The 23,053-nt window shown below is 46.2% G+C and carries 24 protein-coding genes and 3 tRNA genes; 12 read left to right on the top strand and 15 right to left on the bottom strand.

Translation table 11 applies throughout. The features are described from left to right. Positions 1-2: 2 nt before the first annotated feature. Positions 3-1,100: a DUF3667 domain-containing protein gene (locus tag FSB84_RS18680; RefSeq protein ID WP_130539423.1), complete on the bottom strand. Its 1,098-nt coding sequence runs from the start codon at positions 1,098-1,100 to the stop codon at positions 3-5. Between the two features lie 101 nt (positions 1,101-1,201). Between FSB84_RS18680 and FSB84_RS18675 the strand changes: the two genes are divergently transcribed. Genes FSB84_RS18675 through FSB84_RS18665 form a run of 3 tightly spaced genes read left to right on the top strand, consistent with a single transcriptional unit; the run spans position 1,202 to position 3,710 of the window. Further along, positions 1,202-2,029 (top strand): RHS repeat domain-containing protein, encoded by an 828-nt coding sequence (locus FSB84_RS18675; RefSeq protein WP_130539422.1) that lies wholly within the window; start codon positions 1,202-1,204, stop codon positions 2,027-2,029. A 29-nt stretch (positions 2,030-2,058) separates the two neighbouring features. Next, on the top strand, positions 2,059-3,261 hold the full coding sequence (locus FSB84_RS18670) for an acyloxyacyl hydrolase (protein WP_130539421.1): 1,203 nt from the start codon (positions 2,059-2,061) through the stop codon (positions 3,259-3,261). Beyond that, positions 3,261-3,710, top strand: coding sequence for a hypothetical protein (locus FSB84_RS18665; RefSeq protein ID WP_130539420.1), 450 nt, complete (start codon positions 3,261-3,263; stop codon positions 3,708-3,710). Before FSB84_RS18670 ends, FSB84_RS18665 begins: the two co-directional genes overlap by 1 nt. Here the strand turns inward: FSB84_RS18665 and FSB84_RS18660 are convergent. Then, positions 3,680-4,348, bottom strand: a complete 669-nt coding sequence (locus tag FSB84_RS18660; RefSeq protein WP_130539419.1) for an FAD-binding oxidoreductase — start codon at positions 4,346-4,348, stop codon at positions 3,680-3,682. The genes FSB84_RS18665 and FSB84_RS18660 overlap by 31 nt on opposite strands. A gap of 76 nt (positions 4,349-4,424) precedes the next feature. Between FSB84_RS18660 and FSB84_RS18655 the strand changes: the two genes are divergently transcribed. The 6 genes from FSB84_RS18655 (at position 4,425) to FSB84_RS18630 (ending at position 10,463) form a co-directional block, all read left to right on the top strand. Beyond that, entirely contained in the window at positions 4,425-4,886 is a 462-nt protein-coding gene (locus FSB84_RS18655; RefSeq protein ID WP_130539418.1) for a heme-binding domain-containing protein, read from the top strand. Between the two features lie 134 nt (positions 4,887-5,020). After that, positions 5,021-5,863, top strand: coding sequence for an OmpA family protein (locus tag FSB84_RS18650; protein ID WP_130539417.1), 843 nt, complete (start codon positions 5,021-5,023; stop codon positions 5,861-5,863). A gap of 297 nt (positions 5,864-6,160) precedes the next feature. Then, entirely contained in the window at positions 6,161-6,751 is a 591-nt protein-coding gene (locus tag FSB84_RS18645; RefSeq protein WP_130539416.1) for a glycosyltransferase, read from the top strand. A 159-nt stretch (positions 6,752-6,910) separates the two neighbouring features. Further along, positions 6,911-7,429 (top strand): META domain-containing protein, encoded by a 519-nt coding sequence (locus tag FSB84_RS18640; protein WP_130539415.1) that lies wholly within the window; start codon positions 6,911-6,913, stop codon positions 7,427-7,429. Between the two features lie 179 nt (positions 7,430-7,608). Further along, positions 7,609-9,108: a tail fiber domain-containing protein gene (locus FSB84_RS18635; RefSeq protein WP_130539414.1), complete on the top strand. Its 1,500-nt coding sequence runs from the start codon at positions 7,609-7,611 to the stop codon at positions 9,106-9,108. A gap of 5 nt (positions 9,109-9,113) precedes the next feature. Next, the gene (locus FSB84_RS18630) at positions 9,114-10,463 is read left to right on the top strand and encodes a T9SS type A sorting domain-containing protein (RefSeq protein ID WP_130539413.1); all 1,350 of its coding nucleotides are present in this window, start codon (positions 9,114-9,116) and stop codon (positions 10,461-10,463) included. Positions 10,464-10,473: 10 nt separating this feature from the next. On the opposite strand, the gene FSB84_RS18625 is transcribed toward FSB84_RS18630, so the two are convergent. The 5 genes from FSB84_RS18625 to FSB84_RS18605 all read right to left on the bottom strand — a co-directional run bounded on the left by FSB84_RS18625 (position 10,474) and on the right by FSB84_RS18605 (position 14,885). Next, on the bottom strand, positions 10,474-11,511 hold the full coding sequence (locus FSB84_RS18625; RefSeq protein ID WP_130539412.1) for a bifunctional transcriptional activator/DNA repair enzyme AdaA: 1,038 nt from the start codon (positions 11,509-11,511) through the stop codon (positions 10,474-10,476). A gap of 89 nt (positions 11,512-11,600) precedes the next feature. Continuing rightward, positions 11,601-12,080: a DUF983 domain-containing protein gene (locus tag FSB84_RS18620; protein ID WP_130539411.1), complete on the bottom strand. Its 480-nt coding sequence runs from the start codon at positions 12,078-12,080 to the stop codon at positions 11,601-11,603. Between the two features lie 5 nt (positions 12,081-12,085). After that, positions 12,086-12,970 (bottom strand): AraC family transcriptional regulator, encoded by an 885-nt coding sequence (locus FSB84_RS18615; RefSeq protein ID WP_130539410.1) that lies wholly within the window; start codon positions 12,968-12,970, stop codon positions 12,086-12,088. A gap of 115 nt (positions 12,971-13,085) precedes the next feature. Further along, positions 13,086-14,363 carry a hemolysin family protein gene (locus FSB84_RS18610; RefSeq protein WP_130539409.1) on the bottom strand — a complete coding sequence of 426 codons (1,278 nt, stop codon included), beginning with the start codon at positions 14,361-14,363 and terminating at the stop codon, positions 13,086-13,088. A 105-nt stretch (positions 14,364-14,468) separates the two neighbouring features. Further along, on the bottom strand, positions 14,469-14,885 hold the full coding sequence (locus FSB84_RS18605; RefSeq protein ID WP_130539408.1) for a hypothetical protein: 417 nt from the start codon (positions 14,883-14,885) through the stop codon (positions 14,469-14,471). Positions 14,886-15,020: 135 nt separating this feature from the next. Between FSB84_RS18605 and FSB84_RS18600 the strand changes: the two genes are divergently transcribed. Then, the gene (locus tag FSB84_RS18600; protein WP_130539407.1) at positions 15,021-16,082 is read left to right on the top strand and encodes a glycosyl hydrolase; all 1,062 of its coding nucleotides are present in this window, start codon (positions 15,021-15,023) and stop codon (positions 16,080-16,082) included. A 3-nt stretch (positions 16,083-16,085) separates the two neighbouring features. On the opposite strand, the gene FSB84_RS18595 is transcribed toward FSB84_RS18600, so the two are convergent. From FSB84_RS18595 to FSB84_RS18565, 7 genes are all read right to left on the bottom strand, one after another. After that, positions 16,086-16,541, bottom strand: coding sequence for a DUF1569 domain-containing protein (locus tag FSB84_RS18595; RefSeq protein ID WP_225979821.1), 456 nt, complete (start codon positions 16,539-16,541; stop codon positions 16,086-16,088). Between the two features lie 126 nt (positions 16,542-16,667). Further along, a complete protein-coding gene (locus FSB84_RS18590; RefSeq protein WP_130539406.1) occupies positions 16,668-17,387 on the bottom strand; it encodes an AAA family ATPase in 720 nt (239 codons plus the stop codon). A 55-nt stretch (positions 17,388-17,442) separates the two neighbouring features. After that, positions 17,443-18,729: a serine hydrolase domain-containing protein gene (locus FSB84_RS18585; RefSeq protein ID WP_130539405.1), complete on the bottom strand. Its 1,287-nt coding sequence runs from the start codon at positions 18,727-18,729 to the stop codon at positions 17,443-17,445. A gap of 126 nt (positions 18,730-18,855) precedes the next feature. Next, positions 18,856-18,941 (bottom strand) — tRNA-Leu (locus FSB84_RS18580). Positions 18,942-19,010: 69 nt separating this feature from the next. Next, positions 19,011-19,083 (bottom strand) — tRNA-Gly (locus tag FSB84_RS18575). Positions 19,084-19,207: 124 nt separating this feature from the next. Next, entirely contained in the window at positions 19,208-19,417 is a 210-nt protein-coding gene (locus FSB84_RS18570; protein WP_127124534.1) for a hypothetical protein, read from the bottom strand. Positions 19,418-19,461: 44 nt separating this feature from the next. Continuing rightward, complete coding sequence (locus FSB84_RS18565; RefSeq protein WP_130539404.1) at positions 19,462-20,490, bottom strand: glycosyltransferase family 2 protein; 1,029 nt, start codon at positions 20,488-20,490, stop codon at positions 19,462-19,464. Between the two features lie 115 nt (positions 20,491-20,605). Here FSB84_RS18565 and FSB84_RS18560 point away from each other — a divergent pair, with 115 nt between their 5' ends. Both FSB84_RS18560 and FSB84_RS18555 read left to right on the top strand, forming a co-directional pair. Continuing rightward, the gene (locus FSB84_RS18560) at positions 20,606-21,772 is read left to right on the top strand and encodes a sensor histidine kinase (protein WP_130539403.1); all 1,167 of its coding nucleotides are present in this window, start codon (positions 20,606-20,608) and stop codon (positions 21,770-21,772) included. Between the two features lie 122 nt (positions 21,773-21,894). Next, positions 21,895-21,978, top strand: a tRNA-Leu gene (locus FSB84_RS18555). Positions 21,979-22,373: 395 nt separating this feature from the next. Here FSB84_RS18555 and FSB84_RS18550 read toward each other — a convergent pair. Continuing rightward, positions 22,374-22,964: an imm11 family protein gene (locus FSB84_RS18550; RefSeq protein WP_130539402.1), complete on the bottom strand. Its 591-nt coding sequence runs from the start codon at positions 22,962-22,964 to the stop codon at positions 22,374-22,376. Positions 22,965-23,053: the final 89 nt, after the last annotated feature.

Genomic DNA, 23,053 nt, shown 5'->3' with positions numbered 1-23,053 from the left:
ATTTAGGTACGAAATAATGACAAGAACAGGAAAGCAACAAATAGAAGTACCAGGGAAATGCCACATAGAAAATTGAGCAGCATGAACTTTACAAAGGTCTTGCCTCTCCCCTGTTCATAGAACTTCCGCATCGCTTTATACGTGTAGTAAATACCTGCGAGGTACTGCAGGAAGATCAGCCATCCCAGCCAGATCCATTCATATTCCTCCCACAGCTTGAACAACGCGATCTGTACCAGCAGGAATAGGAATGTAAAAATGTACAAATGGATCAGGAAGAGTGCATGATCAACATACAGGAACTGCTTCCTTCGTGCGTACAGTAATTTCAGGAACAATGCATACAATGGTAATGATACAAAGAGCAGATAGGGGAACATATGCAGGAACTTGTTCATCACGTCCACTGTATATGCCTTATTGTCTCCCTGATATTTTTCCTGTACTTCAATTCTGCGGTACTGCAGTTTTCTCATCACAAATCCATCCCTTTCGGACTCCGGAAGTGAGGCCTGTACAGAATCGTAGTCTTTTTTGGACCGGTATACGGAATCCACGAAATTGAAACCCTCTCCTTCCGGTTTGAATTTCAGTCCCTGTTTTTTGGGATTCAGCAAAACCTGGTCACGCATTTTTCTGATGGCATCATATGCTGCTTTCACATCCGCTGAATCTGTGGCGGTGTTTGCTTTCTTCAGCATTTTCGTTTCCGCTTTGTCAAGGTCCAGATTATTGGTGCCCTGCATTACGGCAGTCACTTTTCCATCGAAGTCATCTCGTTTGATCTGGAAAGTGGAAAAGAAGATAAGGAAGAACAATGCCGAAGTGAAAACGTACATCCTGATCGGATGCAGGTAACTGGCCCTTCTGCCTGCGATATATTCTTTAGACAGGAACCCGGGACGGGTTATCAGATAACGGACAGTGCTGAAGAATTTGCCGTCGAAATGCGTGATATCGGCAAAAAAATGACTTACCAGGCTCCAGACTGTCTCATGCGGTTCGATATTTTCCTGGCCGCAGTTTTGACAGAATCTCCCAATAAGTTCGGACTTGCAGTTTAAGCAGATTTTCTCGTGACGTTCTTTACCGTGGGACACTTGGGGTGTATTTTTGTCTAAAAATAAGGAAAGGCGCTATTTTGGAGAAAATTTTGCGATGCCTGTATAAAAAGAAGGCGCACCTTCGTTAATAACCGTATATGAAAGCACTTATTCTGATCGTTTTGGGATTGCTCAGTTTTTGCACTGGTTTCAGCCAGTTCTGGTACAATGATGTGCTGATGACCAGGGAAACCATGAAAAGAAGAGACCTGCTGGTTCAGAACCGCGTAAGCAGTGTAGAGTTCCTCAGCTTCGACGGCAGCAACCAGCCCATTGAAGGTTTCTCCAGTCAACAGGTGATCACCGGCAACGGTTCCACCCTCACCACCACTACCACCACCGGCCTCAGCGGCACCAACCGCAATATTGCCGAATACGATGCTAAGGGTTTGCTGAAGTCCACCATCGATACCAGCGACGGCAACAAGATCAGCATCGAATATTACTACCTGCCCTCCAACAAACTCAGCAGGCTGATCAGCTCTTCCACTTCAGATGGACAATTCATCCTGAAAGAAGAACATATCTGGACCTGGAACAATAATGGAAGACCAGAAAAAATGCTGAAGATCAAAAACGGTAAAGACACCACGCTGGTGAGTTTTGTTTTTGATGAAGAAGGCAATCTGGTGGAGGAAAGAAGTCATTTCCGCGGCAAGGAACAACCTGCTGTTTTCTATTATTACGATGAACAGAAACGCCTGACCGATATCGTTCGCTATAATGAAAGAGCCCAGCGGCTTATCCCCGATTACATTTTCGAATACGATGCCAATGGCCGCATTGCCACCATGCTGGTGACCTCCGAAGGGGATTACCAGAAATGGTTCTACACCTACGATGAAAAAGGACTGAAAACTAAAGACGAATGCTATTCCAAATCAAAAGCGCTGATCGGGAAAATTCAATACCAGTACAAGTATTGATGCAGTACATTTTTTGATTATATTTAAGTATGATCAAAAAGCTACTGAAAAATTTTTCTTTCTGTAGTGTACTCATCTGCGTTAGCCATGGCCTCACAGCCCAGGAAGATAACGGCGTGTTTTCCGGCAAACCACAAAACCAGGATTCTCTTTTCAAGGCCCGCAAAGCGCTCTGGCTGATCCTCAGCCCGGAGATCGCTTACGTTATGAGTGATGGCAGCAGCACGGGAAAAGCCCTGCTGGACAGTTCCGTATACGATGCCTTCAATCTTCGCGTAGGTTGGCAGATACCTTCTCCCGATACCTACTCACAACTGTACAGACACCAGCTACTGGGTGTGGGATTCTATTATTCCACTTTCCACAATAAGAATTTTGGAAAGCCGATGGGGCTTTACGGCTGGTTCAATATCCCTTTCAAAAATTACGATCCGCAGAGCCGCTGGCGTTTCGGTTACTATGCAGCGTTTGGAATTTCTTTTGGCTTCAATCCTTTCGATGAGGCCACCAATCCATCCAATAAATATATCGGCTCCCGTAACAACTGTTATGTGGCAGCCTTTCTCAATGCAAGTTATACACTCAGTCCAAACTGGTTATTGATCGGCGGCGCAGGCTTCCGGCATTTCAGCAACAGTGCGTTCACCCTCCCCAACTATGGCATCAATATGCTGCCTGCCACCATCAGCATCGCATATCGTGTGAACAAAGTGCATATCGATACCAGGCATGATACCATTCCCAAATTCAAACCATTCTTTCTGGCCAACCTCCTCCTTTCCGCCGGCGAAAAACAATACATGATTGGTGGCACACGCTACGTGAAGAATACTTTATCCGCACAGGGCCTCTACCAGTTCTCCTACAAATTCCGCGCTGGCCTGGGCGCAGATCTTTTTTATGCAGCTGGTGGCCAGTATCGCGACAGCACACCAGGCAAATCCAAATTCAGCAAGCAGTTCAGTTCCGGCATCACCATCAATGGAGAATGGGTCCTCCGCCGCGGCATCTCCGTTCCACTGGGCATCGGCTTCTACCTCAAGAGAAATGAGTTCAATGATGAGAATAAAAAGCATTACCTGCGTGTGGGATTGCGTGCAAGATTCCTGAAACATTACCTGGCCGGCATCACAGTGAAAGCACATGGAGGTTCCTCCGATGTATTCGAATGGCATCTCGGTTACCAGTTTCACAAGGACCGCAACCGATACAAACGCGCAATCTTCTTCTGATGCTTACCAACGACCATGCCGCATATATTGCCGGCGCAGTGGGAAAGATGGGCTATTTCGATCTCCTTTACGATGGCCGCCACGGATGGCCGGGAGCGTGCTGGACGATGAAGCAAAGTGCAGAAGAAGCGCTTGGTTTCAACCTCTATGATATCTCAGACAAGATCCGTTCCCGCGGATGGCAGATAGCCAGTTATCCGCTAACCGGAACGGCCAGCGATATAACAGCACAAAGAGTACTCGTTCGTCATGGATTCAGCAGGGATATGGCAGATATGCTTATTGAAGATCATAAGCGATCGATCGATTACCTGAGCCAGAATCCGCCACGGCGGAAGCTCACAAGAGAAGAGGCCGGCGGGTATAGCCACCAGAAACAACAATCAAAGGCAAAAGCCGCTCAAGATAGAGCGGCTTTTTATTTTTCAAACACTACAGCATCGGGCTGAACACCCATTTGCTCCAGTGCGCCATTGACATCTGAAATCATTCTATCAGGACCGCAAACGTAGAAGTGCTTGCGGAGATCAGTAACATTTGTGTCTAGAAATGCCCTGTTGATGTATCCGTGCTCGTAACCTGGTGTTTCATTCTTGGAGAGAATGAAATGCGCATCTTTTCCCAGGATCTCATACAACTCGTTTTCAAGGATCACATCAAAGGCCGTCTTATTGGAAAAATACAACACATTCCCCGAAGCCCGTCCATCTTTTTTCAATTGCCGCAGAATTGCGATAAATGGGGTAATTCCCGCCCCACCTGCAATGAAATATCCCGGACCTTTGTACTCGATGGCTCCCCACACATCGCGCAGGATCAGCTCATCGCCGGGAACCAGTTGATGGATCTGGTTGGTAACTCCGTTATGGTCCGCATACCGCTTGATAGTGAACTCCAGCGTTGACTCTTCATTCAGGGAAGTGAAGGTGAACGGCCTCCGCTCCTTTTCCCATCCCGGCTTGTTCACAGAGACCTCCGTGGCCTGACCTGGCATAAACCCGTACCCAGCTGGCTTTTCGATACGAAAGCTTTTTACATCATGAGTAACTTCTGTGATTGACAGGATCTTAACGATATGCTTCTCCATAAGACGTATAGCAAGCTAATGATTTTTTCGATTCATCGCTCACCAATATTCTCTATATTGGGCAAAATCCCCTGGTATGAAAAAGTTCTTCTGGCTACTGCTGCTGGCACTGGTAATTATTCAATTCTTCAGGCCCGAAAAAAATATCGCAGCTGCTGCCTCTCCCACTGATATCGCTACTAAATATGCTATACCCGCAGAAGTAAAACCCATTCTGGACAAAGCCTGTAACGATTGCCACTCCAATAATACCTTGTACCCCTGGTACAGCAATATACAACCCGTTGCCTGGTGGCTGGCCAGCCATATCAAAGATGGTAAGCGTCACCTCAATTTTTCCACCTTCACCGCATACTCCTATAAACGCGCTGATCACAAAATGGAAGAAGTGATCGAAACAGTGGAAAAACACGAAATGCCATTACCCTCCTACACCTGGACGCATAAAGACGCCAAACTCACAGACGCCGAAAGGACCACCCTGAAGAACTGGGCGCAACAGGTAAGAGACCAGATCCGGAAAGACACCAGTTTCTGATCCGCCGGAAAATGTTGCAACAATAAATGGATTAATGACGAAAGTGAAGGTAATGATGATGAAATTTATCGCCTGATCGCTCTCTGCATGTTACTTCTGTTTAGTTTTGCGACCAACTACTAAACAAGTTTACCATGAAACAAATCTGTCTCCTGTTTCTATTGGCCTTTTCTATGAATATCGCAACTGCGCAAAGCCGTGTTACCAGCCATTCCCTATTCTCCACCATGCCCAACTTCCTGGTAGATGAATACTCCGTTACGCAAAAAGATTTCGATCAGCTGGAAATCTACGTACCCGATAAAAAGAGCAGCTCCGGTTATGTTGTAGCGGGCAAGGAAGGAAAACTGGAAAGCATGACCTTCAAATGGCAGGGCGAATGGCAGAAAGGCCCATCGCCTCTGCAGATCCTGAACAACTTCAAAAATGCCGTAAAACAGAAAGGCGGTGAAGAAGTATTTTATGATGATTTTTATAAAGACAAAGTTTTCTTCAAACTCAAGCAGGGTGGAAATACATACTGGATAAAAGTGTATACCGATGGTATCGGGAATTACACCTTGTCCAGCATCATGGAAGCCCCGATGGAACAGAATATAGTGATGACAGCAGATGATATAAAGAACAACCTGAATGCAGAAGGCAAGGTTCTCTTCTATGGCATCTATTTCGATACAGACAAAGCCACTCTCAAGGCAGAATCCGCGCCCACGCTGACGAATATTGCCAGCTTTCTCAAAGCCAACCCAGTGAATGTTTTCATTGTGGGACATACAGATAATTCCGGTTCGCTGGAACATAACCTCAGTTTGTCCAAAGACCGTGCTGCTGCAGTAGTGAACGAGCTCACCACAAAATACGGCGTCAACAAAGCGCAGGTAACTGCGCAGGGCGTAGCTTCACTCGCTCCAGTTGCCAGCAACAAAACAGATGATGGGAAAGCAAAGAACCGCAGGGTGGAGGTCGTGTTGAAATAAGTTCTCCTGGCATTTTCGATTATGCTGTCCTGTTATGCTAACAGTCATGCACAGGGTATCGGCATCAATTCAGACGATAGCGAGGGAGGGAAGCACTTTTTAGCAGGTTTTGTTAAGCAAAAGGCAGTTGACAGGTAAATGGGTCTGTGATGGAATTTCCTGCAATTGGAAATTTTCTCCCATTATTAGACCCTTAGCTTTTTCCTACTTTTTCATTTTTACTGATAATCAACCTTTTCGGACCCAAAATCCGGCTGGCACAGATATGGAGTTATACAGGATGTCAAAACAAAGCATATGAAAAAGCCAGGACATAAACCCCATCAGAACAGCAGAACCACCTGGTTCCGGAAAGCATTCAACCTGGACCTTCCTCATCTTGGCACAGCCTGTACCGTTTTGATGATCTCTACTCTCAATAACCGGATTGCCAACGGGCATTTTCTCCGTATTGCTTCAAAAATGCCGGGCATCCGTTTCAAACTGGTTTTGAACGAACCGATCGATGATGATGTGGTCCGCAATCATATAGGTATGCTGCCAGCCAATTGCAGCGTATTTGGCGCGCAGCATGATCTCCTGCCATTTTACAAAGAGGCGCACCTGGTGCTCAATCTCTCTGCTCCCGGTGAAGACTCCACGATTTCGGACAGGAGTATCCTGGAAGCCATGGCCTGCGGCCGTCCCGTGATAGTTCCGGACCAGGATGGTAAATACGATATGGTAACCGATGGCCGTGAAGGATTCCATATCGATCCAAACAATGAGAACAAATTATTAACAGCGATCCGTGAGCTATGCTCCGATGCAAGAATATTTTATCGTTTTTCAGTAGCAGCAAGGGAAACAGCGCTTCACTTTCCGTTGAAGCAAATCAGTCAACATTGAGAAGTATTCCGGCTTATCTGCGTTAGTCATTCCGAATCTTTAGCCGTTCCGTGCCGGAAGGAACGGCTATTTTTAAACACTTGTTGATAATGGATGCAACGAAACAGATTGGTTATTGATCGGTATTGGATACTTTTGATATAACCAAAAAGTGAAAACATGAAGAAGACCATCTTACCTGCATTCATTTCTTTTTGTGTAGTGGCGGCTTTTAGCTGCAATAATCAGTCGCAAACCACGGAGCCCGGAACGGATACTGCAAAAGTGGACAATACTACAACAGCACCAGCCCCCTCCTCTGCTCCGCTGGCGTCAACAGACAGCACAGGACTGAAAGAAAAATACTGGAAGCTGACTGAGATCAATGGCAAGGCAGTGAAAGTGGACAGTACATTCATGAAAGAGCCACATGTGATCTTCAAAACAGACCAGAACCAGGTAAATGGTAACGGCGGCTGTAACGGATTCGGAGGTCAGTATGAGCTTAAAGCGCCCAACAGGATCAAGATCGACAGGCTGGTATCCACTCAAATGGCCTGCCCTGCACTGGATATAGAAAACCAGTTCACGAAGGCATTGACAGAGGCAGACAATTATTACGTCAACGGAGATACGCTTGTAATCAACAAGGCACGTATGGCGCCACTGGCAAGATTTGTTGCAGTGTATATGAAATAGCAAGACAACCATGAATTTGAGAAGCCGCAATATTTGCGGCTTTTTTTTACTCCAACTTATCGTTCCTATATTATTTTGGTCCCTCCTATTGGTGATTTGTCGGAATTGCTGACAGGCAAAAGACTGGGCCGCTTACTTTCGCTCCCGCATTTTTGTCCCGTTTCAACTAAACCATCATCATGAAAAGGATCATGCTGCTTTCACTGATCGTACTTGCATACTTCCAATCCAGCGCACAGGGCATTGCCATCACAACAGACAATACCGATCCGCACACAAGCGCCATGCTGGACGTAAAGAGCGACAATAAGGGATTCTTACCCCCACGCCTGACCGAAGCACAGAAAAAAGCGATCAGCTCTCCGGCAAACGGCCTGATCATTTTCCAGACAGATGGACAGAAAGGACTCTATATTTTTGAGGACTCCTGGAAACCATTGTCCGATCAAATGGGCAAACACCTGGCAACAGAAAATCTCCGGCTGGGCGGATATCGCCTCAGTAACAACGATACAACAGTAGGGATCAGTATCGATGAAAATGGCGCCGTACGCATTAAATCGAAATTCCAAAACGCAGTACCCGTGAACCGTTTTCATTTCGATCCTTCCGGCGCCATCTCCTCCAATGGAAAACCAGGTGAAGGCAGTATCCCCGTATCCGGTGCAGGCGCCAGATTCATGTGGTATCCAGGAAAAGCTTCATTGAGAGCGGGTTCATTGGATGAGGATAAAGGCCACCTGTGGAACGAGGACAGTATTGGTCTGCACTCCTTTGCATTCGGACAGAACAATGCAGCAGCCGGCCTGAATTCATTTGCGCTGGGCAGTCTCAATTCCAGCGCCGGCGCCGGATCAGCATCCATTGGAACATCAAACCAAATGTATGGACAAGGCAGTATCAGTGTAGGAAGGGTCAATACTGTTTACGGAAATCAGGCCATAGCGCTGGGTCGTTTGATGACCATCAATGGTACTTACTCCATAGGAATTGGCTCGAATCTCTCCACGGGACCAAATGCTCTTTACTCCCTGGTAATGGGAATGGATATGAAGGCGGACCATCGTGGCTCTGTTTTGATCGGTGACGCATCCGCAATTTCAACCATTTCAAGTTCTGCCGATAATCAGTTCACAACGAGATTCAGTGGCGGTTACCGCCTGTACAGCGCTGGCAACCTAAGTGCCGGCGTTATTCTGGCACCCAACAGCAACAGCTGGAGTATTGTGTCAGATTCCACAAAAAAAGAAAGATTCATTCCGGCCCGTGGCGAAGAAATGCTTGGCAGATTACGCAGTATGAAGATGGGGTCCTGGAATTATAAAGGCATACATCAAAGACATTATGGCCCCATGGCACAGGAATTCTTTGCCGCTTATGGACAAGATCAGTACGGCATCATCGGCAACGATACAACCATCAACCAGGCAGATCTGGAAGGTGTAATGATGATCCTGATCCATGCACTGGAAGAACGCACCAATCAACAAAATCAGGAGATCAGCAAACTGAAACAAACGAATATTTTATTACAGGAAAGACTTTCGGCAGCTGAAGAACAAACTAAAAAGATTGACCTGCTGATTGCATTGCTGAAAAATAACAATGCCACCAAAACGCTCGTTGCCCAATTGGAAACAATCGTCACTTCCAGGGAAACCAGTTGCTGCGCAAAGTAAAGATCATGAAAACAATCATAAGCTGTTTCATACCCGTTTGTTTAGCTGTTGCCGTAAAGGCGCAGCAGATCAAAATTACAGCAGGCACTTCCCTAAGAACAAGCAAGCAGTTACAACTGGTGCTCAGCCAGGGAATGGATCTTGAGAACAATGCAGACCTGCAATTACCAACCCTTCAGGTTTTGGCATCCGGCACAGCCGACAGCCGGATTTCCGGAACAGGCATGCTGACCATTGGGCAGTTACAGATCAACAAACAGGCTGGTTCAAAACTGATATTGGAGAAGGACTGCAGTATAGCAGGCGAAGTGAATTTCGTGGAAGGATTTCTGGATTTGAATGATCATACATTGCATTTGCAGCCGAACGCCATTCTGAAAAATGAACAGGCCGGCAGCCGCATCATAGGGAATAATGGAGGTACAGTTCAGATAACAATCAACCTGGAACAACCATCCAACTTAAACCCCGGCAACCTGGGCCTCATCATCAGTACAGCCGCAGAACCCGGAATAACGGTGATCCGACGCAGCCACCAGGTATTCAGGAACGGTGGCGGCAGCAGTATCAACAGAAGCTATGAGCTCTCACCGGAAAACAATACAGGTTTGAATGCCTCCATCACCATGCAGTATTTTGATGAAGAATTGAATGGCCTGAATGAAAGCCTGCTTGAATTATACCAATCGCCAAACAATGGAAAAAGCTGGTATGCCAGAGGACTCAGGGAAAGGAATATTTCTACCAATGAGGTCAGCGCAGACCTGATAGCTTCACTGAATACTTTTACACTTTCAACCATCAACAATCCGCTGCCAATAAAATTATCTTCCATTTCTATCAGTTGCAACAGCAACCAACCAACTATAAAATGGAAAACAGTAAATCCGCAGGATGTACAGTCATTCCGGATCCAAAAAAGTATCAACGGTATCCAATGGGAAACGGTTACCGGAAATATCCATCCGCAACCATCCTCCCAACATGAATACAGTTATACTGATCAACAATTGCCGGCAAAATATTACCGGATACAAAGTTTGGAACATAACGGGGAGATCAGTTATTCCGCCCAGCTCCGGACTGATTGTAAAGGAAAAGGGAATTCATTTTCCTTACTCCTCAATCCTGTAAAAGAAACATTGCAATTGAACATTACAGCGAATGACCCGAAACAGCTGGGACTGCAGATCATCGATCCGCAGGGACGCATCATTCGCAAAATCAGTGTAGAGATTCAAAGCGGCCATTCAATCCAATCGATACCCTTACCCGCAGGGGCTAATGGCCTATACCATATCCGGATCACGGAAAAAGGAGAAACTGTGTGGACCAAAACATTCCTGAAAGTGTAAAACGAAAAAATTATCGACAGGCTTTTTCATGATCCAGCAACCATTGCTTGCGATGAAGGCCTCCTCCATAGCCGGTGAGTTTTCCGTCTTCGCCGATCACCCTGTGACAAGGCACCAGTATCGATACTCTATTCATCCCATTTGCATTGGCAACCGCCCTGATGGCTTCGGGCCTTTGGAGTTTCATCGCCTGCATTTTGTAAGACCTTGTTGTGCCGTAGGGAATCGTGATCAGCATCTTCCAGACTTCCTGCTGGAATACTGTTCCGGGCATGAAGAGCGGCACCGTGAAGTCTTTTCTTTTTCCATCAAAATATTCCTGCAGCTCCCTTTGCAACTGATCGAAATGTTTATTGGCTCCCTGCACGATGCTTGCATTGAGATGTTTACTCAACCATTTCAATTCTGTTTCCAGCATTTTGCGGTCTGTGAACTCCAGCAAACAAATTCCTTCTCCGGTAGCACAGGCAAACATGCTGCCCAACGGGGTTTCCAGCCTGGTGATATTGATAAGTCCTTTCTGCCTGCTATTGGATGGAGATACCCCATAAACATTCCGGAAAGAATCTCCGAAAGCACTGAGTGATTCATATCCTGCATCAAAGGCGGCTGCCGTTACGCTTTCGCCATTCCGGATTTTTGTGAAGGCGGTATTCAATCTGAACATCCGCTGGTATGCATGAAATGTGATCCCATGATTTTTGAGGAACCAGCGACGCACCTGGCTGGGCTCAAGCCCCAGCTGCACCAGGTCCCAGTCTTTCAATTTGGTAGTGGGATCATCCTGTATTTTCTTCATGAGCACCCTGATCTGCTCTGGCGCTTCACCAGCGCTCTCCAGCGGATGACAGACCTTGCAGGGCCTGTATCCCCTGCGCATGGCTTCCGCAGTGGAAGGGAGGAACTCCACGTTCTCCGGCTTCGGTTTACGCGCCGTACAGGTGGGCCGGCAAAAGATGCCGGTTGTTTTTACTGCCGTGATAAACTGACCTTCAAAGGAAGGGTCCTTATCGATGATGGCCTGGTACATTCTTTCATTCGTCAACATCTTCATTTCTTTTGCTCAAAGGTAGATGGGTGCAAAAGCCTGAACAACCGGAAAATTGACAAGTATTTTTTTACCGCCAGGCCTGATGATTACCAGTTGTTCTCCTGGTCTTTATTGGTCCTTTCCAGTGGCGCCGGGGGATTGGTTTTCCAATCTTTGTCGTAGCGTACAAAGAATGCCAGCCAGCCGGTACGCGCCACGCGCATCAGGTAGGGCTGTAACAATATCAGCAAAGCTGCGTTGAGGCCCAGCCACCAGAAGAAACGATTATCATATACAGAAAAACCGATCAGCACCCACCAGGCAACAAAGGTAGCTGCACTGATGGCAATGGAAAATGCATAGCTGACATAACTGGAACCATAATAGAAGCCCACTTCGATATTCAGTGGCTGTTTGCACACCGGACATTCATTGTGCATTTTCATGGTCGTTTTCAGGTTCCAGGGATTTTTGGAGGCAAACATATCACCTTGTCTGCACCTGGGGCATTTGCATGCCAGCAGGTTCAACATGGAAGGTTTCTTTTCCGCTGCTGTAAGGTCCATATTTTCAGTATGTGGGATCATAAAAACTATTTATCGAGTATACTTTTTCTGAATGATTCAGGCGTTTGACCTGTATATTTCTTGAAGAACTTCGAGAAATAGGAATTGTCTTCAAACTCCAGGTCAGTAGCCACTTCCGCAATGCTCATATCTGCGTTTACCAGTAACCGTTTGGCTTCCAGGATCACGCGGTCGCGGATCAGTTCCCCTGCCGGCTTGCCCGTTACATGTTTGCTCAGTGCATTGAGATGATTGGGCGTCACAAACAGCATGGCTGCATAATCCCTTGTGAGCTTCTTTTCCCGGTAATGCAGATCGATCAGCTTCTGAAAGTTTTTCAGTAATACAGAATTGTAATTGGCTACAGGTATTTTTTCCGCGGGCGCTGCCAGCCTGTTCACATGAATGAACAACTGGATCATGACTGTTCTGATCATATCATCTTTCAGGTCCGCTCCTGCTGCTTCTTCACGCAGTATGCTTTCCAGGAGTTGCACCAGTTGCGGTCGCTCCTGTTTCGGAATATTGATCACCTGTTCAGCCGCATTTCCGGAAAAGAAAACGAACTGGTCCAGGTAACGTGCATTCATCACAAGGGTACTGATATAGTTCTCCGAAAAGTTGATGATATACCCTTCAGGATTTTTCCTGAAATCCCATTCGTGCACCTGTCCGGGCGTCATGAAATAGATCTGCCCCGGCTCTACAGGGAAATTGATGAAATCGATGGAATGACTGCCGCTTCCTTCAGTAAAAAACACCAGATGATAGAACGAGTGCTTATGCGGGAAGTGCAGGTCCTTATGCGCTTCCAGGTAATGGGAGAAACGGTCCGTCATGAAATCGTTCTTCGTCACCGGTGTGTCAGCGATGCTGCAAATGCTGTATGTAGGAAGGATCTGCTTTGCCATTGCCCTGAATTCTTGCACAAAGCTATGAATACTACAATGGCTGTGGAGGTAGTTTTTAACGGAATTATGGTATTTTTTACTGATCCCGGGAAAATACCCGGGACCAGGGCAGGAATTAGGATTTCCTTGTGATCAATAATTTATCGATCCGCGGCCCATCCATATCCATCACTTCAAAGGCGAATTCGCGCCACCTGATCTTCTCTCCTGCCGTTGGGATATGGTTCACCTGGTCCAGGAAAAGACCGCTCAATGTATTGTAATTGCCCATCGCATCATCTTCCCCGATATCAAAATAATGCAGGAACTCGAAAAAGGGATATTGTCCGTCTGCCAGCCAGCTATGATCATCACGCTGCTGGATGGAATATTCTTCCTGGTTGTACTCTGTGGAATCTCCCAGGAGCGCGTCCAGCACATCATCCATGGCCACCATGCCCTGCACAGTGCCATATTCATCAATCACTACGGCATAATGGAGTTTCTTCTCCTTGAATTGTTCCAGCACTTTGTATGCCGGGGTTGATTCATGCACTATCAGCGGGGCCTTAAGATAACCGGACAGGTTGAATGTTTCATTGCTCAGCTCATCCGGGAAAATATCTTTCACCGATACGATGCCTGCCAGATCATCGAGATTACTGTTGCGGCACACGATGTATACCGAATGTTTTTCTGCGCCTGCTTTTCTTTTTACAGTTTTCAGGTCATCATGCAAATTGAACCAGATAAGATCTCCGCGGTGCGTCATCAGCTCGCTCACACGGCGATCACCCAGCGCAAATACACGTTGCACGATACTTTGTTCGATCTCATCTATCTCCCCGCCTTCCGCACTTTCCTGCACCATCGCCTTGATCTCTTCCTCACTCACGATGCCTTCTTTTTGTCCTTTCAATCCGAAGATGGCCAGGAAAAGATCATTCGTTTTGGTGAGCAACCAGATAAAAGGCCTGGTGATCACAGATACCAGGGTCATCGGTTTGGCAACCGTTGCAGCGATCTTTTCCGGGAACATCAGTCCGATCCTTTTGGGCAACAGCTCTCCGAATACAATGCTAAGGAAAGTGACAGCCACCACAACCGCTGCCACTGCAATAGTATTGGCATATGGACGGAGTACGTCAATTTTTTCAACTGCCAGTTTAAGCGAAACAGTAATGGTATCGCCACTGAATATACCTGTGAGGATACCGATCAGCGTGATGCCGATCTGCACGGTAGACAAAAATGTATTGGGATTATTAGCCAGTTCCAGGGCTTTTCGCGCATTGCTGTTGCCTTTCCTGGCAGCCGCTTCCAGCTTGAATTTACGCGAAGACACCAACGCAATCTCGCTCATCGAGAATATGCCGTTGATCAAAATCAGCAACAGGATGATCAGAATTTCCATGATATTATTTATTGGGGTAGAGGGCCGGGGATTAAGCTCTTACTACTCCTGTATTAGGAATAGTATACAAATGAAATAGTATGCAGTTCAATCATAACCTGTGTTTCAGGCCAGGATCAGGGAATTTACCATGTCCGGAGGAGGTGAGAAGATATTCAGAAAACCTTTGAGCAGGTGCGCAGCCTCTGCGCTCTGGTGAAGGGCGCAGGAATAATTGACAACCTGGGGATATTCAGTATAGCGCCTGTTCACAGGAAGCAGAAAAGGAAATACTTCCAGCTTCTCCTGTCCGGCAAAGATGGGATAACCGCTGTCGTCATTGTCATCCGGCACCAGCTGCTCATTACCGCAAATTTTTTCAAGGAAGAATTCCGCGATGGTATCGATATCATCCAGTTCGCCGGAATAATAAAAAGCGAAATCTGCACGAAACGAATAATCGAGATCGATGCTCTGATTGAGGACATTGAATGCTGTAAGGACCAGTATCCAGGTGGATAGTATTTTTTTCAGGCGTTTCACCGTTCACACAAATTTAGTGGAATCAGGGCAGGAAAAAGAGCATAAACAAATGATAAAATAGTACCATTTAATTCTGCCGGTTGTTTCTAGCTTAGTTGTACTCAATTCTAAACCCGATTGTTTAGCCAAACTGAAATGATGAACCGCCTGCCATCGTATAGTTTTATCACTTTCCTGTTTTGTGTTTTACTGTTTTCCTGCAAGAAGAAACCGAATAAAGAACAGGAACCTCCTGCTCCGCCACCAATTACGCAACCAGATGATCGTTTCAATATCAACACAACACTGATCACGCCCAATGCCACTAAGGAAGCTACAGCCCTGTACAAATTCCTGAAAGATAATTATGGGAAAAAGATCATCTCCGGCGTGATGACGCTCAGTAGTTTTGATGAAACCAACTGGCTGAAAACGAATACAGGAAAAGAGCCTGCCATCATCGGGCTGGATTTCATGCATTGCAACCGGAATTATAACTGGTACGATAATGAAGCGCCCATCAAAGATGCCAAAGCCTGGTGGGACCGAAAAGGAATACCGGTAATGATCTGGCACTGGCGCGATCCCTCACGCATAACCGAAGAATTCTATTCCGATAAAACAAGTTTTGATATTTCGAAGATAGATGATCCCACATCTGCGGATTATCAGGCTATGATCAGTGATATCGATTTTGTATCCGGACTGCTGAAGAAACTGCAGGACCAGAACGTTCCCGTGATCTGGCGCCCGCTCCATGAAGCTGCCGGTGGCTGGTTCTGGTGGGGAGCAAAAGGATCGGCCAGCTGCAAGAAATTATACCAGCTGATGTACAACCGGATGGTGAACCACCACGAACTCAGGAACCTGATCTGGGTCTGGACCCGCGAGCCCAATGATAACGACTGGTATCCCGGCGACAACTACTGTGATATCGTTGGCCGCGATATTTACAAGCAGGGGGACCACGGCTCGCAAATCAGCGAATGGACAAACATGAACAACCTGTATGGGGGAAAGAAAATGATTACACTGTCTGAAGTGGGCTCCATCCCTGACGTAAGCAACCTCACCACCGATAAAGCCGCCTGGAGCTGGTTCATGCCCTGGTACGGAGATTACACGCGTAACAGCAGGCACAATTTTTTGGAGCTCTGGAAGAAAATGTTCAATAGCGACTATGTGATCACGTTAGACGAAATGCCTTCATTGAAATAATCTTTACTCGCCGAACTGCCGGAGATGATGATCGGCATGTTTGTAAGCGAAGATGCCGATCTGTTCATCGGTCATCTTTCCAAAGAAATCATGTACAAACCCCGGGTTGGAATAATTTGCGTAGGCTTCCACGTCTTCTATCCAGCTTTTCTTTTGTAGTTCCAGGTTGCCGTTGAATTTCTTTACAACATGAGGACCCGCAGGCATTCCCTTCTTCATAGGCGTATTGTCTTTCGTCTGTGATCTGAGCGCCAGCTTTCCAAAGATCTTACCCAGCAGGTCCTGCTTGTACACATTACCTTCTTTCTTACCCAATACCCATTCATTCCAGGAATTCATGTGCTTCGCCATTTCACAGACAGTCATCTTTCCCCATTGCCGCTGACTGTTATCATTCAAGGATTGAATGCGACGGATAAGCTCTTTCCTGATCCCAGGATCGAAAATTGTTATGATCATTGGTGGGTGTTTTTTGTCAATAGACTGAATGATTCAACACCACAAATTTGCATTGAAATGAAATAGTAAAGCGGGTGCAGGTCTGTCAAATGAAGGGTGTGAATGCGGCAGCAACCGCAAAACTGATCAATTTTCAACCGGGACCTGTGCCTCCAGCTGTGCGATCAGGTTCTTTTTTATTTGCGCATAAGCATCATCTTTAGCTTCAGCGAAGCTGACATCGTACTTCCTGGAGATCAGTTGCAGGTCTTCCGGAAACTTCGCCAGCAAACTATCATAGTAATTATCCAACTCCGCCGCATTGGGCATTTCGTAGGAGATGCGGAACTGGAAGCGGCGCAGCAGCGCAGTATCGATGATATCCGCATGATTGGTTGCGCAGATAAGCAACGATTTTTCCGGAAAATAATCGATGAGTTGAATGATCGTGTTCACCAGGCGCCTCATCTCTCCCACATCCTGTTCCTGGTTATCCCTTGATTTACCGATCAGATCGAATTCATCCAGGAACAGAACAGCCCGTTCCTTTGCAGCCTTATCGAAGATCTGCTTCATATTCTGGGAAGTTTCACCAATGCGCGAGTTGATCACATTACTCAGGTTGAGGATCAGGATCGGCCTGCCCAATGCATTGGCAATGGCTTTGGCAGTGGTGGTTTTTCCGCATCCGGAGCTTCCGTGCAACAGGAGTTTGTTACTTACGGGCAAACCATATTTATGCAGTTCTTCTATGTATTTGTGTTCTTTGATCAGTTGCAGGATAAAAGCCCTGCTTTCCTCTTTCAGAAAAACTTCGTCCAGTTTTACTGTTTCCTTGTCGTTGATGATCAGATCAAATACATTCATAGACCGGCTGCATTTTCAGGCCGCAAGATACAACAGCCTTCAGTTTTGCAGGCCATCATTTATTTTTAGCGGTTGAAGGCGAATACACTCCATACACTGCATCCCTGAAAGTCTTGTGGAGTTTGACCTGGTCGTATGGGAAGAGTTGTGTGAACAGAACTGCTGTGATCTCATTCACAGGATCCACCCAGAACAATGTGCTGGCCGCCCCATCCCAATAGAACTCGCCGGTGGCGCCATTTGTCTCTTCTCTGGAAGCTGGAGGACCAACGCGAACTGCGAAATCGATTCCGAATCCAACATTCCCTTTTCCCGGAAGCCAGCTTCTTTTGGTAAGTGTATCCGGCAACTGGTTGGTGGCCATCAGCGCTACTGTTTCCGGTTTCAGGATCCTTACCTTGCCCAGTGCACCTTTGTTCACCAGCATTTGAGCGAATTTTGTATAGTCGTCAAGCGTAGAGGTAAGCCCCCAGCCTCCCGGTTTCAGCTTCCAGTTCTTCAGATTGAATGTGCTCGCCTGTTCATCAGGAACGCGGGACAATGCGCCTTCATTGCTTCTGAAATAAATGGCGGCAAATTGTTTCTTGTCTTTTTCCGGCACCACATAATGTGTATGTATCATACCGAGCGGATCGAGAATGATTTCCTGAATATATTGATCGAAAGGTTTTCCGGAAATACGTTCTACCAGGTATGCCTGTACGTCAACGGAGGGACCGTACAACCATTCATCTCCGGGATGGAATTGCAATGGCACACTGGCCAGTTTGGCGGCCATCTGCGTCAGTGAATTGTTCGGATTGAATGCGTCTGCATTTTTCACCAGCGTTGCCAGCGCAGGAATATCCGTTCCCGGAAAACCAGCCGTATGGCGGGTTATATCACGGATGGTGATCGGGCGTCTGGCAGGTTCGAGCATTATTTTCCCGTTGGCATCTACGCCTTTGTACACCTGCATATTGGAGAATTCGGGTGCATATTTTGCCAGGGGATCATCCAGTTGAAAAGCGCCTTTCTCGTACAGCGTCATCAGCGCTACGCCGGTTACAGGTTTGGTCATGGAGAAAATACGGACGATGGTGCTCCTGTTCATTCGTACATTGGCTTCTTTGTCTGCATAACCGAATGCATTGAAGTAAACTTCTTTTCCTTTTTCGAAGATCAGCGCAGAAAGGCCAGCGGTTTTGCCTTCGTCGATAAAATTGCTGAGCATTGAATCGATCCTTTTTTTGACAACAGCGCTGATAAAAGGATCTGACTTTTTATTTGCTGGTTGGCCGGACACAGGTTGAATACCGGAGATCAGGAAGATGACCAGGAGAAGGGAAATGATGATTTTCATTTGTTTCGTTTTGTCAGTGCATGAAGAGGACAATCTGAATGTAATGAATTTTGAGGGAAAGTCCAATGCGTGTACAAAACGAAAATGGCCACCCGGAGGCGGCCACTATTACTTGTTGATCTGTTGTACCCCGGACAGGAGTTGAACCTGCACTTCCCTTTCGGGAAAAAGGATTTTAAGTCCTTCGCGTCTACCGATTCCGCCACCGGGGTGTTTACATTCACTAATGAATCTAAACAAAAAATTCCATTCAACATTTTCAGTAGAATGGAATTTATCTGAGCGGAAGACGAGATTCGAACCCGCGACCCTCACCTTGGCAAGGTGATGCTCTACCAGCTGAGCTACTTCCGCATTTGCTACTTTTTACAGCAGCGATATTTTTATAAAGAACTGATTATCAATCGTTATTGGGAGTGCAAAGATAGGGATTTTTTTATTCTGTCAAAATTTTTCTCCCATTTTTTTCTCCCTTTTTTTATTTGTACTCGGGAGTGTACAGGGTGCTTGGTTGCACAGTTACTTCAGGCTTACCCTTGTACTTGTGTTTGTACAGGTTGTAGCAACCGCCCAGCACAAAAGCCATTACACAAAAAACCTGCAGATAGAACAGAAACGAAGAGGAGTTTACCCAATTGCGTTTGAAGTCTTTGTCGCGATAGTCTTTTTCTTCCAGATGTTGTTCCATATGAGTGAATTGCGATGCAAAAGTAATAATTCAGTTCAAAAAAATCAGCATTTTGACGAAACAATTTTCACAAAAGTTTTTTTGCCCTGCACAAAGTAAGCCCACACAACACTCTTGTGCAAATATCCCTGTAAGTTGCGATGCTTGTTCAGCCCTGTTCTGTCCATTTTCTTATGCGCACATAACCAATATAAGAATGCCCAGTGCGCTTTCACAACTGCAACAAAATAAGTTACCTCTCCTGCCATCAGGCTCTTGAATGCAGAGATGGCATCCAGCCAGAACCGCCAGGCTATCTTTATGAATGCCTGTCCGGCAGGCAGGTTCTTCGCCATCATCACTAAATTATTCCTGAAATTCAGAAACACTTTGCGTGCATTCCCTTTGGGCAGCGTTCCGCCGCCAACATGGTAAACAATGGACTGCGGACAAACATATACCTGGTAGCCTGCCAGCTGCATGCGCCAGCAGAGATCGATCTCTTCCTGGTGCGCAAAGAAGAACTCATCAAAACCATGCAGTCTGTGAAATAGTTCCGCCTGTACAAACATGGCAGCGCCACTGGCCCAGAACACAGGGGAAGCATCATCGAATTGTCCTTCATCTTTCTCACATTCGTCAAACACCCTTCCTCTCGCAAATGGATAACCGAGATAGTCGAGCCACCCTCCTGCCGCTCCCGCATATTCGAAATACTCGCGCTGATGGAATTGCCGGAGTTTCGGTTGACAGGCCCCGATAGTTTTATCGGACTCCATCAATTGGATCACCGGTTCCAGCCATCCCGCTTCCACTTCCACATCGGAATTGAGCAATACATAATAATCCGCTTTCACCTGTTTCAATCCTTCATTGTACCCTTTTGCAAAACCATGGTTCTTTGTGAGCAGCACGATCCTGACAGCAGGATAGAACGCACGCAGGAATTCAACTGAATCGTCCGTTGAGGCATTATCGATCACCACCACTTCCTTATTGGCATAAGTGGTGTCCATCACAGAAGGCAGGAACTGCTCCAGGTAACGGCGGCCGTTCCAATTGAGGATTACGATCGATACTAAAGGTTGATTCATGAATGCGCTGAATTGACAACTGTTATAACGGATGCAAAGGAACGTTATTTTGCGGATTCGTTCAAACAGCGCTCTGCACACCTTCCTCCAATTTAACTTTACGTATATTAGTTGCATGATTCAGCCGCTATTCAACTGGAGAACAGGCCTGGCGATAGTTGCCATCGCAATCGTCAGCGGCACTATCTTCTATTCCCAATTCCTTGCCCGTAAGATCGCCCGTGAAGAAAGAGCAAAAGTGGAACAATGGGTGGAAGCCGGTAAACTCCTTATGAACGATACCACCGGCCTGAGCGACCAGCTCGCCGGTATGATCATCACAGAAAACACTACCATCCCCATTATCGAAACGGATGAGAAAGATCAGATCACGCAATATGTGAACCTGGATTCTGCCTCCATTGCAGAAGACAGCACCTGGCTGCAAAAGAAAAAAGAAAAATTCCAGAGCGATAATGATCCGATCATCTGGACAGATCCGCGCGACAGCACCAGGATCAACCATTATTATTATGGTCACACTTCGCTGCTCAACCAGATCCGCTATTACCCGATAGTACAATTATTGATAGTTGGATTGTTCATCATCATCACACTCACTGCACTCACTACCAGCTTCCGCAGCTCGCAGAACCAGGTATGGGCCGGCATGGCAAAAGAAACTGCCCACCAGTTAGGCACTCCCCTCACCTCTTTACAGGGCTGGATGGAAATGCTGCGCGAAGAAAAAGCCAATGAAAAGATCGTGGCCGAACTGGAGAAAGATATCGACCGGCTCAAACTGGTGTCGGACCGCTTCAGCAAGATCGGAAGCGCGCCCAAACTGGAACAACATAACCTGGTGACGCAGGTAGGCACCATGATCGAATACATCCGCAAGCGGGCCACAGGAAAAGTGCAGTTCAGCCTGGATGTGAACAACCAGGAAAACATCGCAGCACTGATCTCCCCACCGCTGTTCGACTGGGTGATCGAGAACCTGCTGAAGAATGCACTGGATGCAATGGAAGGAAAAGGACAGATCAGTATTCAGATCCAGCAAAATCCCAACAGTATTATTATCGATGTGACTGACACAGGAAAAGGCATCAGCAGTCAGCATATCAGCAAAGTGTTCAAGCCCGGCTTCACTACCAAGAAGCGCGGATGGGGACTTGGACTGAGCCTCAGCAAAAGGATCATCGAGCAATATCACCGCGGTGAGCTGTTCGTAAAACAGTCCGAACCAGGGAAAGGCACCACTTTCAGGATCGTGCTGAAGAACAAAACACAGGTCAGGTAAGGATTACATACCTAATTGATTAAAACAGACCAGTTTATTTCAAAAAAATATTCCAGTTTTTTGAAAAAGAATTTCGTGAATTGCAAAAAGGTTTTACATTTGCAACCCCGAAAGGGAATGGCGCCCAGGTGTTGAAACTGGTAGACAAGCCACTTTGAGGTGGTGGTGTTCGAAAGGACGTGCAAGTTCGAATCTTGTCCTGGGCACAAAGAAAGGTTGTAAGTTTTGACTTGCAGCCTTTTTTCTTTTAATCGAAGGTCAGTTTCTCCCGCTTTTTTCACACTTCTTCGCACTATTTCTGACACTTAATAAACACTCAAAATGACACCCCGTTTTTTGCATTTCGCGGGGCCTGCACTGTTACATTTTGTTGCAGACGCCAACCTATCGAAAGGGCTATCTGACAGTGCCAAATTAACCGGCAAATTGACAATTGGAAGAGTTAAGGTTAGTGGCCGATGATGGATCGAAGATGCGATAAGTTTCATCCACATTCAGCATTCAGCGGTTTATCTCGTCTGGTATTCACAAAAAAAAGCCATGCTGACGTGCCGGAGTTCAATAAATAGCTGACCTAAAAAGGTATGGCTTCAGTGTTCGCTTATGGATAAGCCTGATTAGGGTCTGTAAACATTATGCCCGTGCAGTTGGCTTGTTCAATTTGTTCTCTTAAACGCTGGGATACAAAAAATGCAATCCCACGATATATAGTACCCCAAACAGGGAATAAATCATAAGTAAATGGTGAGGAGCTTTTAAATACAATTTTGCAAATCTTTAGGGGGTGATGATTAGGGTATGGATTATCGATAGCAGAGCGACGATTTTCCATAAACGCTTTTTCAAGTGCAACCTCATTCTCTATTGAGGCTACACTGATAACTTTCTTTAACCAGCCATCGTAGTATTTGAATTCCGACTTTGAAAAATCAAGCATTTCCAATTGACTATTATACGGATTGACAAACCAGTATTCAAACGACAAACCAGATTTGCCAATTAATTCAGTCTGGAAAAACTCTATTCCGAAATGATTGGAAGCGACGATTATTTCCTTTAGCTTTTGACTAATCAATAATTGAGATGAAGCAAAAGTTACTGAAACCAAATCTGTTTGTTTGGCCTTCTCGTGAAAGTATCCCGATGGAACACTGACCCCTTCCCTGCTTTTTTCAAACAAGAGCTTTGTCAACCCGTTTGGGTTAGCATAATCGTAACCCTCCCCAAGTCGATTGACTTGAGGATGAAATCCAATTATGTTCTCACTACTACTATTATTTA

Origin of the sequence: Pseudobacter ginsenosidimutans (genome assembly GCF_007970185.1) — a bacterium.
GTDB classification, from domain to species: domain Bacteria; phylum Bacteroidota; class Bacteroidia; order Chitinophagales; family Chitinophagaceae; genus Pseudobacter; species Pseudobacter ginsenosidimutans.
This window is presented reverse-complemented; position numbering and strand designations above follow the sequence as displayed.